Genomic DNA, 13,493 nt, shown 5'->3' on the forward strand with positions numbered 1-13,493 from the left:
CGCCTCCCCCGGCCGAGCCTGTCAGGCTCGCGAGCCTAGGTTCGGCGACGGGGGGAGGCGGGCGGATGCCCCGCGGATTAGCACGTACGAGTGACGCGCCACGCGAGGCCCGCCGGGCTCAGGACTCCTGCGGAGTGGACGGCGCCGCCGTCACGTCGTGCTCGGGCACCGACTGGCCCGAGCGGATCAGGTCGATCCGGCCCATGACCTTGGAGCGCAGGTCACCCGGCACGTCGTCATGTCCGCAGCACCGCTTGACCAGCTTCTTCACGGCCTGCTCCAGCCCGTACTTCTCCAGGCAGGGCGAGCACTCCTCGAAGTGGTGCTCGAACTTCACGCAGTCCGAGTCCGGCATCTCCCGGTCGAGGAACTCGTAGAGATGATCGAGGATTTCGCTGCAATCCGTCTCGTGCGGCTCTCCGCAGCTCATGACCCCGAGCCTTTCGCTTCGTTCGACTCTCCGGCGCCGGCCGGGACCAGACCACGGTCGCGGGCGTAGTCCTCCAGCATGCCGCGCAGCTGACGGCGGCCCCGGTGCAGCCGGGACATCACCGTACCGATGGGTGTCCCCATGATGTCCGCGATCTCCTTGTAGGCAAAGCCCTCTACATCGGCCAGATACACGGCGATGCGGAATTCCTCGGGGATCGCCTGGAGCGCCTGCTTCACGTCCGAGTCGGGCAGGTGGTCGAGCGCCTGCGACTCGGCGGAACGCAGACCCGTCGACATGTGCGACTCGGCCCGCGCGAGCTGCCAGTCCTCGATCTCCTCGGCCGCGCTGCGCTGGGGTTCGCGCTGCTTCTTGCGGTAGGAGTTGATGAAGGTGTTGGTGAGGATGCGGTACAGCCACGCCTTGAGGTTGGTGCCCTCACGGAACTGATGGAAGGACGCGTACGCCTTGGCGTAGGTCTCCTGCACCAGATCCTCGGCGTCGGCCGGGTTGCGGGTCATGCGCAGCGCGGCCGAGTACATCTGGTCGAGGAACTCGAGCGCGTCCCGCTCGAAGCGCGCGCTGCGCTCCGCGGTCGACTCCGCGCCCGTGCCCCGGCCCTCGGGCTGCTCCGCCTGGCCGTGATCGGTCCCTGCGTCGGTCCCAGTGACCGGACCCACCTCCTCCAGTGACGTCGCGGAGACGAAACCGGCCCCGCTGGAATCGGAGGATAGACGACGATCCGGTCCGCCCGCCGCCCGAACAGGGGCGGTCTTCGCCGCGTGCAGCACCGTCCAGTCCAGGTCGGCGCGGCTGCTGCGACTTGGGCAGAAGGCTGATGCCATGCGGCGGACTTCCTCTCGTACGGCGTCGGTGCTGATGTTCAGCAACTCTGTACGTCGGCCACAACAGTGGTCGCCCGCCGGTCATTCCCGGGCCCTCAGCCGAGTGAGCGGGCCCACTCCGCGACGCCGTCGGTGATCAGTCGCAGCGCCTCCTCCTGGGTGATCCCCGCCCGCTTGGGCACGGCGAAGCCGTGATCGCCGTACGGCACCCGGGTCAGGTCGTAGGTCCCCTCGGGGAACTCCTCCGGCTTCCCGAACGGATCATTGCCGCCCTGTACGACGAGGGTGGGCACCCCGGCCCCGAGCAGTTCCCCGGCCCGGGACTTCTCCGGCTTGCCCGGCGGGTGCAGCGGGAAGCTCAGGGCGAGGACGGCGTGGGCGCCCAGCTCGGTCGCGGTGCGGCAGGCGACGCGGGCGCCGGCGCTGCGGCCGCCCGAGATCACCGGCAGGCCGGGGCCGTTCAGCGCGGGCCAGACACCCCGCCAGCCGGTGTCCAGGGTCTTCGGGGCGGGCGCCAGCTTCTTGCCGGCCACCCGCCAGGGCTGTTCGACCAGGGCCACGGTCACGCCCCGCGCGGGCAGCGCCGCCGCCAGTGCCGCCAGGTCGCGTGCCTCGATGCCGCCGCCGGCGCCGTGGCTCGCGGCGAGGACGAGTCGGGGCTTCGCGGCCGGGTGCCAGGTGATGCGGGCGGCGCCGGCCTCCGTGTCGATGATCTCGGTCTTCACGTCAGAAGAGTGTGCCCTCTTCCGGCCCGTCCAGCTCCTTCAGCAGCTCCGGCCCGTTGTTGCGGACGTTGCTCACGGCCGTGGAGACGGGGAACGCGCGCATCGTCCCGGCGGGCGGGGGCGTCAGCAGGGAGGTGATGTCGTCGGGGTCGGTGCGCGCCGGGTCGAGCCACGCGTCCCACCGGTCCGGCGTCAGCATCAGCGGCATCCGGGGGTGGATGTCGGCCAGGGCGCGCGGGCCGTCGGCCGGGGCGACGGCGAGCGGGGTGGCCTCCGCCTCGGTCGTGATCACCGAGCACGTCACCCACCAGGCCCCCGGGTGGTCGTCCGGCAGCGTCCTGTCCCGCCAGAACTCGTACAGCCCCGCCATGGCGAACACGGAGCCGTCGGCCGGGGTCACGAAGTAGGGCTGCTTGCGGGGCCGCTTCTTGCGCCCCTCGACCTCCAGGTCCCGCTCCTGCTTGCCGGTGACCCACTCGTAGTAGCCGTCGGCGGGCAGGATGCAGCGCCGGGTGGCGAAGGCGCGGCGGTAGGACGGCTTCTCGTGGACGGTCTCCGCGCGGGCGTTGATCATCCGGGCGCCGCCCTCGGGGGTCTTGGCCCAGGAGGGGACGAGTCCCCACTTCAGTTTCCGCAGCTGGCGAACCGGCCTCGGGTCCTGGACGTCCTTCAGAGGACGGTCCAGGACGGCGTAGACCTCCTTGGTGGGGGCCACGTTGTAGTCGGGCTCCAGGGTCTCCTCGGGCTCCCACTTCTCGATCTCAAAGATTCCTGCGAGATCCTCGGGTCGACGACTCGCCGCGTACCGTCCGCACATACGTGCCACACTGCCAGACCCCGCGCTCGTACGAGGAGCCTTCCCCCCCCATGGACCACCTCGCATCGGTCTCGCCCGCCTCCCTGTGGGACGAGATCACCGGCACCCAGCCCGACCCCGAGCTGTGGGTGGTGATCGCCACCCTGGTCGCCGCGCTCGCCGTCGTCGTGTCGCGCCCGCTGTGGCGGACGGCGCGCAACGCGATCACCATCGCGCACGAGGGCGGTCACGGGCTCGTGGCGTTGCTCACGGGGCGCACGCTGACCGGGATCACCCTCCACTCGGACACCAGCGGCCTGACCGTGAGCCGGGGCAAGCCGCACGGGCTCGGCATGATCCTCACCGCGGTGGCCGGCTACACCGCTCCCTCGCTGCTGGGCCTCGGCGGGGCCGCGCTGCTGGCCTCGGGACGCGTCACGCTGCTGCTGTGGGTGGCCACGGCGCTGCTGCTCGCCCTGCTGGTCATGATCCGCAACGCGTACGGAGTGCTGACGGTCGTGCTGACCGGCGGGACGTTCCTGCTGGTGTCCTGGCTGGCCGGTCCGCAGGTGCAGGCGGCGTTCGCGTACGCGGCGGTGTGGTTCCTGCTGCTGGGCGGTGTGCGGCCGGCGTTCGAGCTCCAGGCCAAGCGGGCGAGGGGCGGGGCCGGCGACTCGGACGCGGACCAGCTGGCCCGGCTGTCCCATGCGCCGGCGGCGGTGTGGTTCTTCCTGTTCCACGCGGTCTCGCTGTGCTCGCTGGTCGGCGGGGGCCGCTGGTTGCTGGAGCTGTGAGCGGGCCCCCGGGGCCGGCGGTCGCGCGGGCGCCGAAGACTGCCGCATATATGCACGGCAATTCCCAAGGCGCAGTTTCGGTCGGATTTCGCCGCCTTTGATCAAAATCTCCGATCGGCTTCAGCCATTAAAGTGGGGCCCATGACCGTGAATTCCGCGCACACCGCCCTCTGGCCCGCCCCGCACGCGAGCGGAGCCGTCGACGCGACCGTCCATGTGCCGGGATCCAAATCGGTCACCAACCGCGCCCTGGTGCTGGCCGCCCTCGCCTCCGAGCCCGGGTGGCTGCGCCGCCCGCTGCGCTCCCGGGACACCCTGCTGATGGCCGGGGCACTGCGCGCGATGGGCGTCGAGATCGAGGAGGGCGTCGGCCCCGACGGCACCGGCGAGTTCTGGCGGGTCATCCCGGCCGGCCTCCACGGTCCCGCCACGGTCGACGTCGGCAACGCCGGCACGGTCATGCGCTTCCTCCCCCCGGTCGCCACCCTCGCCGACGGTCCCGTCCGCTTCGACGGCGATCCCCGTTCGTACGAGCGCCCGCTGCACGGGGTGATCGACGCGCTGCGCGCGCTCGGTGCCCGTGTCGACGACGACGGACGCGGCGCGCTGCCGATGACCGTGCACGGCGGCGGCGCCCTGGAGGGCGGCCCGGTCGAGATCGACGCGTCGTCGTCCTCGCAGTTCGTCAGCGCCCTGCTGCTGTCCGGACCGCGCTTCAACCAGGGCGTCGAGGTCCGCCACACCGGCTCGGCGCTGCCGTCCATGCCGCACATCCGCATGACCGTCGACATGCTGCGCTCGGTCGGCGCGCAGGTGGACACCCCGGAGTCCGGCGGCGAGCCGAACGTCTGGCGGGTCACGCCGGGCGCGCTGCTCGGCCGCGACCTGACGATCGAGCCGGACCTGTCGAACGCCCAGCCGTTCCTGGCGGCGGCGCTGGTCACCGGCGGAAAGGTGGTGATCCCCGACTGGCCGGCCCGCACCACCCAGCCCGGCGATCGGCTGCGCGAGATCTTCACCGACATGGGCGGTTCCTGTGAACTGACCGACTACGGCCTCGTGTTCACCGGATCCGGTGCCGTGCACGGCATCGACGTGGACCTCGGCGAGGTCGGCGAGCTCACCCCCGGTATCGCGGCCGTCGCGGCCCTCGCTGACTCCCCCTCGACCCTGCGCGGGGTGGCGCACCTGCGGCTGCACGAGACGGACCGGCTGGCCGCGCTCACCAAGGAGATCAACGAGCTCGGCGGCGACGTCACCGAGACCGCCGACGGGCTGCACATCCGCCCGCGCCGCCTGCACGGCGGGGTCTTCCACACCTACGAGGACCACCGCATGGCCACCGCCGGCGCGATCATCGGCCTCGCGGTCGAGGGCGTGGAGATCGAGAACGTGGCGACGACCGCCAAGACGCTGCCCGACTTCCCCGACCTGTGGGCCGGGATGCTCGGGGCGTAGGGACCGTTCGCCATGCGCCGCTACGGCAAGCACACCGACGAGGACGACATCCGCTCCCGCCCCAACCGCAAGGGCAACCGGCCGCGTACGCACATCCGGCCCAAGCACGAGGACGCCGCCGAGGGACTCGTCCTCACCGTGGACCGGGGCCGGCTGACCTGCCTCGTCGAGGACCGGATCGTCATGGCGATGAAGGCACGCGAGCTGGGCCGCAAGGCGGCGGTCGTCGGCGACCGGGTGGCCCTGGTCGGGGACCTGTCCGGCACGAAGGACACGCTCGCGCGGATCGTCCGCATCGCGGAGCGCACATCGGTGCTGCGCCGCACGGCGGACGACGACGACCCCTACGAGCGGGTGGTCGTCGCCAACGCCGACCAGCTCGCCATCGTCACCGCCCTGGCCGACCCCGAGCCGCGTCCGCGCCTAATCGACCGCTGCCTGGTCGCGGCGTTCGACGGCGGCCTCACCCCGCTGCTCGTGATGACCAAGTCGGACCTCGCCCCGCCCGACGAACTGCTGGGCCTGTACGGCGCGTTGGACATCCCGTACGTCGTCACCAGCCGCGAGGAGCTGGAGAACGGCGCCGCGGCCGACCTCGTACGGGAACATCTGGACGGCAAGATCACGGCCTTCGTCGGCCACTCCGGCGTCGGCAAGACGACCCTCGTCAACACACTCGTGCCCGAGGAGCGCCGCCGGGTCACGGGCCACGTCAACGCGGTGACGGGGCGCGGCCGGCACACGACGACCTCGGCCCTCGCCCTGCCGCTGTCCTCGAAGACGGGTGGCTGGGTCGTCGACACCCCCGGCGTGCGGTCGTTCGGGCTCGCCCACGTGGATCCGTCCCGCGTGATCAACGCCTTCCCCGACCTGGTGCCCGGCACCGAGGGCTGCCCGCGTGCGTGCAGTCACGACGAGCCCGACTGCGCGCTGGACGCGTGGGTCGCCGAGGGCCACGCCGACCCGGCGCGGCTGTACTCGCTGCGCCGGCTGCTGGCGACGCGGGAACGGACGGAGGGCGACTGACCTCCGCGTTGTTTGCCGTGCCGTGCGACCGGCAAGTGCATAATCGCACCAAGCCGGATCCAAGGCCGAGCAAAAGCCGATGAATCGACGAAGCGGTCACGGTACGGGACCACGGGAGGACGACACATGGCGTGGCTGCTGGTCATCGTGGCCGGGGTGCTCGAAACCGGCTTCGCCGTGTGTCTGAAGCTGTCGCACGGCTTCACCCGGCTCTGGCCCACGATCGCGTTCTGCGCCTTCGCGCTGGGCAGTTTCGGCCTGCTGACCATGTCGCTGAAGAAGCTCGACGTCGGCCCGGCGTACGCCGTGTGGACCGGGATCGGGGCGGCGGGCACCGCGATCTACGGCATGGTGTTCCTGGGCGACCTGGTCTCCACGCTGAAGATCGTCTCGATCAGCTTCGTCATCATCGGCGTGATCGGGCTTCAGCTGTCGGGCTCGGCGCACTGACGCGTCCGGCCGTCACGGCGCCAACTGCCGTGGCAGGACGGTGCGGACGAGTTCCGACACACCGCCCTCGGCGGGCGGGGCCGCGACGCAGGACAGGGCGAGCCGGACGGTGAGCTCGCAGGTGCGGGCGAGGTCGGCGGCCTCCGCGCGGGGAACCCCGGGCCCGGACAGGGCGGCGACGGCGCGGTCGCGGACGAGCGCCACGAAGTCGCCGGGCGAGGGCAGCGGGCCGTCGGCCCGGCGCTGGGCCGGCACGGCGGAGGAGGACGGTACGGCCCCCGGCGCGGGGGCCGGCAGCCACGCACCCCAGCAGCCGGTGAGCAGGGCCCGCACCAGCGCGTTCCGCCCGGCGGCTGAGGTCGTCCACTCGGCCGCCGCGGTGAGCCGCTCGCGTGGGTCGCCGAGCGCGGAGAGCGCGCGTTCCACACCGGCGAGATACCCGTCCGCCTCCCGCCGGACGAGCGCCCGGCCGAGGCCCTCCTTGCTCCCGAACTCGTTGTACAGCGTCTGCCGCGACACCCCGGCCGCCGCCGCCACGTCCACCATCCGCACAGCGGCCCACGGCCGGCGCGCCAGCGCCGTGTACGCGGCGTCGAGCAGGGACTCCCGGGCTGCAGGCATGATCGCCTCCCTCGGCCGAAGCGACTCAGCGCCCAGATTTGACGGGTATGCCACACCTGTCAAGGGGCCGTGCACTCTCCCGCCATGCCGCCGAAGCTACGGGCAGGCGTGCCTCCCCCAGTGCCTGAACGGCCTGGGAGGTGCCCCCACGCGGTGGGGGTGTCCCCCCGCTCGACGGAGCCGGGAGTGGGGGAGGCACCCCGCCACGCCGGGCGGCACCACTCGCCCCGGCCCCGCACCGACACGCCCGCACCCCGCCAAACACCGGCTCACCGGCCCGCCCCCGCAACGCCCCGCGCAAACCCTGGTGGCCCCGCCCCACCCCCGCCCGATACCGTGGCCGCATGCCGGACTACCTCGACGACCTCCGCCTCGCCCACGTCCTCGCGGACGCCGCCGACGCCGCGACGATGGACCGCTTCAAGGCCCTCGACCTGAAGGTCGAGACCAAGCCGGACATGACCCCGGTGAGCGAGGCCGACAAGGCCGCCGAGGAACTCATCCGCAACCACCTCGCCCGGGCCCGCCCCCGCGACTCCGTCCTCGGCGAGGAGTACGGCACGGAGGGCACCGGCCCCCGCCGCTGGGTCATCGACCCGATCGACGGCACGAAGAACTATGTGCGCGGCGTCCCCGTCTGGGCCACCCTGATCGCTCTCATGGAGGTCGGCGAGGGCGGCTACCAGCCCGTCGTCGGCCTCGTCTCCGCCCCGGCCCTCGGCCGCCGCTGGTGGGCCGTGAAGGACCACGGCGCCTTCACCGGCCGCAGCCTGACCTCGGCCTCCCGGCTCCAGGTCTCCCAGGTCTCCGCGCTCTCCGACGCCTCCTTCGCGTACTCCTCGCTCAGCGGCTGGGAGGAGCAGGGCCGGCTGGACGGCTTCCTGGACCTGACCCGTGAGGTGTGGCGCACGCGCGCGTACGGGGACTTCTGGCCGTACATGATGGTCGCCGAGGGCTCGGTCGACCTGTGCGCCGAACCCGAGCTCTCCCTGTGGGACATGGCCGCGAACGCCATCATCGTCACGGAGGCCGGCGGCACCTTCACCGGCCTGGACGGCCGCCCCGGCCCGCACAGCGGCAACGCCGCGGCGTCCAACGGCCGGCTCCACGACGAACTGCTCGGCTATCTCAACCAGCGCTACTGAGTCCCCCCGCACGCCCGCCGACTCGCCCTCCGCGCCCCCTTGTTGACCCCTGCTTCACCTGCCACTCTGAGAGTCCCCCCACTTGTGAACTTGTGAATCCATGAACTAACTCATGGATCACCGGCAGGAGGTGGCTCCACCCATGCTCGTCCGCGAAGCCATGAGCTCGATCGTCCTCACCATCGGTCCCGCCCACACCCTGCGCCAGGCCGCCGCACTGATGTCCGCCCGCCGCGTCGGCGCGGCCGTGGTGCACGACCCCGACGCCGGCGGCATCGGCATCCTCACCGAACGCGACATCCTCAACTCGCTGGGCCGGGGCCAGGACCCGGACACCGAACGCGCCCACGCCCACACCACCACCGACGTCGTGTTCGCCGCGCCGTCCTGGACCGTGGAGGAGGCCGCCGGGGCGATGGCACACGGCGGCTTCCGCCATCTCATCGTCCTCGAGCACGACGAGCCCGTCGGCGTCGTCTCGGTCCGCGACATCATCCGCTGCTGGGCGCCGGTGCGGCGGCAGCGCGAGGCACCGGCGGTGATCGCCTGACGCCGTCCGGCGGACGGCAGCCGGGCGGTACGACGAAGGGCCGGACCCCCGTTCCCGGGGATCCGGCCCGCCGCTACGACAAGCGGTCCAGTGCTGGACGTCAGCCGCGCAGGGCCTGGACCGCGGCCTCCAGCCGCTTGCCGAAGTCACCGTCGGCCTGACGGAAGTTGTTGATCGCGCGCTCGATGATGTCCTCGCGCGAGACCTGGGAGATGCCACCGGCCAGGTTGTCGACCAGGCGCTCCTTCTCCTCCTCCGTCATCAGGCGGTAGAGGTTGCCCGCCTGGACGAAGTCGTTGTCCTCGGCGTGCCGCGGGGTCTCGTGGTCACCGGTGACACCGGAGACCGCGACCGGCTGCCACAGGGCCCTGTCCGTCTGGAACGGGCCGCCGAAGCTGTTCGGCTCGTAGTTCTTCGCACCCTTGTGGCGGCCGTCGTACAGGTAGCCGTCACGGGAGTGGGTGCGCGCCTCGGTGGCGTGCGGGCGGTTCACCGGCAGGTGGTCGGCGTTGATGCCGACGCGGTAGCGGTGGGCGTCGCCGTAGGCGAAGAGGCGGCCCTGGAGCATCTTGTCCGGGGACGGGCCGATGCCGGGCACGAAGTGCGCCGGGGAGAAGATCGACTGCTCGACCTCGGCGAAGATGTTCTCCGGGTTGCGGTTGAGCTCCAGCTTGCCGAACCAGACGATCGGGTAGTCCGCGTGCGGCCACACCTTGGTCAGGTCGAACGGGTTGAAGCGGTAGTTGGCGGCCTCGGCCACGGGCATGATCTGCACGCCGACCGTCCAGGACGGGAAGTCGCCGCGCTCGATGGCCTCACGCAGGTCGCGCTGGTGGGAGTCGGGGTCCTTGCCCGCGAGGACCTCGGCCTCCTCGGCGGTCAGGTTCTTGATGCCCTGGTCCGTCTTGAAGTGGTACTTCACCCAGAAGGCCTCGCCGGCCTCGTTGTTCCACTGGTACGTGTGCGAACCGAAGCCGTCCATGTGCCGGTAGGAGGCCGGGATGCCGCGGTCACCGTGCAGCCAGGTCACCTGGTGGGTCGACTCGGGCGACAGGCTCCAGAAGTCCCAGACGTTGTCCGCCTCCTGCGAGCCCGTGTACGGGTCGCGCTTCTGGGTGTGGATGAAGTCGGGGAACTTGATGGCGTCCCTGATGAAGAACACCGGGGTGTTGTTGCCGACGAGGTCGTAGTTGCCCTCTTCGGTGTAGAACTTCAGCGCGAAACCGCGCGGGTCACGGACGGCGTCCGCCGCACCCAGGTTGCCCGCCACGGTCGAGAAGCGGAGGAAGGTCTCCGTCTCCTTGCCGACCTCGGAGAGGAAGGCGGCGCGCGTGTACTTGGTGACATCGGCGGTGACCGTGAAGGTGCCGTAGGCGCCGGCGCCACGGGCGTGCACGACACGCTCCGGGATGCGCTCACGGTTGAAGTGGGCCAGCTTCTCGAGGAGGAGCTGGTCCTGGACGAGCACGGGGCCGCCGACGCCCGCGGTCTCGCTGTTCTGGTTGTCGGCTACCGGAGCACCGGCTTCCGTAGTAAGCGGTCCCTGAGTCACGTACGCCTCCTGCGCCAATCCTGTAAAACCTGTCCCTTGGCTAATGCCGTTCTCGATCCTACAATAGACAATGTCTAAGTCAAGTAAGACTCCAAAGTCACACCCGTTCGGGACCTGGTCCCCCTTGCTGTTAGGCTGGTCTGTATGAGTGACCTACTGGAACGGCTGCGTGGTCGCGGATGGCGCATGACCGCGCAGCGACGTGTCGTGGCCGAGGTCCTCGACGGCGATCATGTCCATCTGACCGCCGACGAGGTGCACGCCAGGGCTGTCACGAAGCTGCCGGAGATCTCCCGGGCGACCGTCTACAACACCCTGGGCGAGCTGGTCTCGCTCGGTGAGGTGCTGGAGGTCGCGACGGACAAGCGCGCGAAGCGGTACGACCCGAACGCGCACCGGCCGCACCACCACCTGGTCTGCGCGCAGTGCGGCGCGATCCGCGACGTCCACCCGACCGGCAATCCGCTGGCCGACCTCCCCGACACGGAGCGCTTCGGCTTCACGGTCTCCGACGTCGAGGTGACGTACCGCGGCACCTGCCCGAACTGCGCCGCGGCGTAACCCGGCTCGCACGAGAGCCCCGGCACCGATGGGTGCCGGGGCTCTTGCGCTGCGCTGACACGCTGACGCTTCGCGCGCCGAACGCACCGAGGGCCGGAACCCTTTCGGATTCCGGCCCTCGGTCTTCAGTAGCGGGGACAGGATTTGAACCTGCGACCTCTGGGTTATGAGCCCAGCGAGCTACCGAGCTGCTCCACCCCGCGTCGATGAATGGAACACTACGTCACCCGCGTGACAAGAAGCAAATCGCTCCTACTGGGCGCAGCGGCAACCCCGTAGCGGCGGGCCGCGGGCCCCACCGGGCACCGGTACCGGCGCCCCGAAACGCGCGCCCGGCTCGGCGCAGCGCTACGCCGACAGCTCCTGCCGCAACGCGTCCCGCAACCGAGCCGCCCGCTCCGCCACCTCCTGCGGCCCCAGCGACACCGCCCGGTCGGCCCACCGCTGCCCCTCGTCCAGCTCCCCCCGCCGCGCACACACCAGCGCGAGCCGCAACGCCGCCCGCCCGTGCCCGGCATCGGCGGCCCGGCGCCACCACACGACGGCCTCGGGCTCGCTGCCCTCCCGGGCCAGCAGCAGCCCCAGATTGAACGCGCCGTTGCGGGAGCCGGCCTCGGCCGCCTCCCGGTACCACCGCGCCGCCTCCACCACGTCGCCCCGTGCCGCGGCCAGCATCCCGACGCGCACCTGGGCCCGGCGGTGGCCCTGCGAGGCCGCCCGCTCGTACCACTCCTCGCACTCGGTCTTCTCCTGCGCCGGCTCCCCCAGCTCGTGCGCGGGTGCCGGCGGCCGGCGGGCGTCGAGCAGCGTGGCCAGGCGGTACGCGGCCTCCGGGCTGCCGCCCCCCGCCGCACACCGCAGGAACCGCTCCGCCTCCGGCTCGTCGCCGTCCCGCAGCCGCGCCATGCCGACCTGCAACGCCGCTTCCGTGTGCCCGGCGGCGGCGGCCCGCTCGTACCAGCGCAGTGCCGCGAGGTCCTCGCCCCGTCCGGCGTGCAGGATGCCGAGGTTGAAGGCGGCGTCCACGCTGCCCGCCTCGGCGGCCTTGGAGAACCACGGCTCGGCGCCGGTCGCGTCCCCGCCCCGGAGCAGCAGGATGGCCAGCGCGTTCGCGGCCTCCCGGTGTCCGGCGTACGCGGCACGCCGGTACCACTGCTCGGCCTGTGCCGTGCGCCCCTGCTCGGCGCAGAGCAGCCCGAGGTTGTAGGCGCCGTTGTCGTCCCCGGCGTCCAGCGCGGCCCGGTACCAGCGCTCGGCGGTCTGCGGCTCGCCGCGCTCGGCGTGCAGCGCGCCCAGCGCGTTGGCCGCGTTGCCGTCGCCGTCCTGCGCGGCCCGCAGCCACCACACGGCGGCGCTCTCGGTGTCCCCGGCGTCGCGCAGCAGGAAGCCCAGCGCACAGGCCGCGCGCGGCTCGCCGTCCTTGGCGGACGTCAGGTACCAGCGCCCGGCCTCCCTGAGCTCGCCCCGCCGCTCCAGGATCGCCCCGAGGTGCAGTGCGGCCCGCCGGTGGCCGCGCGCGGCGGCCTGCCGGTACCACTGCTCGGCCTCCTCGCTCCCTTCGGTCCGGTCGGCCCGGTCGGCCCGCTCGGTCACGGAGCGCATGACACCGGCGTCGCCGTCGCCGTCGAGGTCCCGCCCGGCGCGCCGGTCCAGCGCGCGGGCCAGCCGGTACGCGGCCTCCCGGTGCCCCCGCTCGGCCGCGGCCCGCATCCACCGCTCGGCGCCGGCGGCGTCGGCACGGTGCTCCAGCAGGTCGGCGAGCGCGTAGGCGCCCAGCACGTGTCCCTGCTCGGCGGACTGGCGGAGCCAGTACTCGGCGGCGGGTTCGTCCCCGCGCTCGCGGAAGTGCCGCCCCAGCGCGTGAGCGGCCGCACAGGACCCGGCCACGGCGGCGATCCGCCACCATCCGGCGGCCTCGTCGGCATAGCCGCGCTGGTGCAGCAGGACGCCCAGGTTGTTGGCGGCGGCACGGTCACCGGCCGCGGTGGCGGCACGCAGGTGGGACTCGGCTCCGTCGAGATCACCACGGCGCAGCAGCATGGCCCCGAGCACGCTCATCGCCTCGACGTCACCGGCCTCGGCGGCGAGCCGCCGGCGTACCTCCTCGGCGGCCTCGTCGGCGGCTTCCCGGGCCTCGTCCCCGGTCTCCTCCCGGCCGGACGGCTGCACAAAACGCCCCGTCTCGAACAGATTTGCCATCTCCCCCATAACGTCCATCGTCGCACCACCCGCAACCCGGGTACACCTGGTATACCGCAGCCATTGAGGTCACTTCAGCGTTTTGTCGACATGCCCACAGGGAGACAAGTCAAACACGGATCGCCCCAACTCCCCCCACCGGCGCGGCCGTCGCCGTCATCGGCACATGCGTTCGCACATCACAAAGGCCCGGATCCCTTTCGGAATCCGGGCCTTCGTTGCCGTTCGCACGTAGCTCACGACTTCAGTAGCGGGGACAGGATTTGAACCTGCGACCTCTGGGTTATGAGCCCAGCGAGCTACCGAGCTGCTCCACCCCGCGCCGTTGTGTTCACAACCGT

14 protein-coding genes and 2 tRNA genes are annotated in these 13,493 nt (G+C 71.9%); 7 read left to right on the forward strand and 9 right to left on the reverse strand.

The window, feature by feature from the left end:
- Positions 1-118: 118 nt before the first annotated feature.
- The 4 genes from rsrA to ACIRG6_RS10530 form a co-directional block, all read right to left on the reverse strand.
- A complete protein-coding gene (gene rsrA, locus ACIRG6_RS10515) occupies positions 119-430 on the reverse strand; it encodes a mycothiol system anti-sigma-R factor (protein ID WP_189228738.1) in 312 nt (103 codons plus the stop codon).
- Positions 427-1,110 carry an RNA polymerase sigma factor SigR gene (gene sigR, locus ACIRG6_RS10520; protein WP_364676189.1) on the reverse strand — a complete coding sequence of 228 codons (684 nt, stop codon included), beginning with the start codon at positions 1,108-1,110 and terminating at the stop codon, positions 427-429. The genes rsrA and sigR overlap by 4 nt, the downstream gene beginning before the upstream one ends.
- 260 nt (positions 1,111-1,370) lie before the next feature.
- A complete protein-coding gene (locus tag ACIRG6_RS10525) occupies positions 1,371-2,000 on the reverse strand; it encodes an alpha/beta hydrolase family protein (protein WP_350714620.1) in 630 nt (209 codons plus the stop codon).
- A gap of 1 nt (position 2,001) precedes the next feature.
- Complete coding sequence (locus ACIRG6_RS10530) at positions 2,002-2,817, reverse strand: SOS response-associated peptidase (RefSeq protein WP_364675795.1); 816 nt, start codon at positions 2,815-2,817, stop codon at positions 2,002-2,004.
- A gap of 50 nt (positions 2,818-2,867) precedes the next feature.
- On the opposite strand from ACIRG6_RS10530, the gene ACIRG6_RS10535 reads away from it, so the two are divergent.
- From ACIRG6_RS10535 to ACIRG6_RS10550, 4 genes are all read left to right on the forward strand, one after another.
- Positions 2,868-3,590 carry a M50 family metallopeptidase gene (locus ACIRG6_RS10535; RefSeq protein WP_318214360.1) on the forward strand — a complete coding sequence of 241 codons (723 nt, stop codon included), beginning with the start codon at positions 2,868-2,870 and terminating at the stop codon, positions 3,588-3,590.
- Between the two features lie 141 nt (positions 3,591-3,731).
- Positions 3,732-5,048, forward strand: a complete 1,317-nt coding sequence (gene aroA, locus ACIRG6_RS10540) for a 3-phosphoshikimate 1-carboxyvinyltransferase (RefSeq protein ID WP_239762563.1) — start codon at positions 3,732-3,734, stop codon at positions 5,046-5,048.
- 12 nt (positions 5,049-5,060) lie between these two features.
- Entirely contained in the window at positions 5,061-6,074 is a 1,014-nt protein-coding gene (gene rsgA / locus ACIRG6_RS10545) for a ribosome small subunit-dependent GTPase A (RefSeq protein ID WP_239762562.1), read from the forward strand.
- Positions 6,075-6,200: 126 nt separating this feature from the next.
- A complete protein-coding gene (locus tag ACIRG6_RS10550) occupies positions 6,201-6,524 on the forward strand; it encodes a DMT family transporter (protein ID WP_030145926.1) in 324 nt (107 codons plus the stop codon).
- Between the two features lie 12 nt (positions 6,525-6,536).
- Here the strand turns inward: ACIRG6_RS10550 and ACIRG6_RS10555 are convergent, their stop codons facing one another.
- The gene (locus tag ACIRG6_RS10555) at positions 6,537-7,145 is read right to left on the reverse strand and encodes a TetR/AcrR family transcriptional regulator (RefSeq protein ID WP_239762561.1); all 609 of its coding nucleotides are present in this window, start codon (positions 7,143-7,145) and stop codon (positions 6,537-6,539) included.
- Positions 7,146-7,489: 344 nt separating this feature from the next.
- On the opposite strand from ACIRG6_RS10555, the gene hisN reads away from it, so the two are divergent.
- Positions 7,490-8,290 (forward strand): histidinol-phosphatase, encoded by an 801-nt coding sequence (hisN, locus tag ACIRG6_RS10560; RefSeq protein WP_364820219.1) that lies wholly within the window; start codon positions 7,490-7,492, stop codon positions 8,288-8,290.
- Positions 8,291-8,432: 142 nt separating this feature from the next.
- Positions 8,433-8,840, forward strand: coding sequence for a CBS domain-containing protein (locus tag ACIRG6_RS10565; RefSeq protein WP_364675809.1), 408 nt, complete (start codon positions 8,433-8,435; stop codon positions 8,838-8,840).
- Between the two features lie 100 nt (positions 8,841-8,940).
- Here the strand turns inward: ACIRG6_RS10565 and ACIRG6_RS10570 are convergent, their stop codons facing one another.
- On the reverse strand, positions 8,941-10,392 hold the full coding sequence (locus ACIRG6_RS10570; RefSeq protein ID WP_351134758.1) for a catalase: 1,452 nt from the start codon (positions 10,390-10,392) through the stop codon (positions 8,941-8,943).
- Between the two features lie 144 nt (positions 10,393-10,536).
- Between ACIRG6_RS10570 and ACIRG6_RS10575 the strand changes: the two genes are divergently transcribed.
- Positions 10,537-10,953 (forward strand): Fur family transcriptional regulator, encoded by a 417-nt coding sequence (locus ACIRG6_RS10575; RefSeq protein ID WP_189228749.1) that lies wholly within the window; start codon positions 10,537-10,539, stop codon positions 10,951-10,953.
- 129 nt (positions 10,954-11,082) lie between these two features.
- On the opposite strand, the gene ACIRG6_RS10580 is transcribed toward ACIRG6_RS10575, so the two are convergent.
- From ACIRG6_RS10580 to ACIRG6_RS10590, 3 genes are all read right to left on the reverse strand, one after another.
- Positions 11,083-11,156 (reverse strand) — tRNA-Met (locus ACIRG6_RS10580).
- A gap of 145 nt (positions 11,157-11,301) precedes the next feature.
- Positions 11,302-13,170, reverse strand: a complete 1,869-nt coding sequence (locus tag ACIRG6_RS10585; RefSeq protein ID WP_403322047.1) for a tetratricopeptide repeat protein — start codon at positions 13,168-13,170, stop codon at positions 11,302-11,304.
- A 230-nt stretch (positions 13,171-13,400) separates the two neighbouring features.
- Positions 13,401-13,474 (reverse strand) — tRNA-Met (locus tag ACIRG6_RS10590).
- Positions 13,475-13,493: the final 19 nt, after the last annotated feature.

It is taken from the genome of Streptomyces flaveolus (assembly GCF_044765825.1).
GTDB classification, from domain to species: domain Bacteria; phylum Actinomycetota; class Actinomycetes; order Streptomycetales; family Streptomycetaceae; genus Streptomyces; species Streptomyces flaveolus.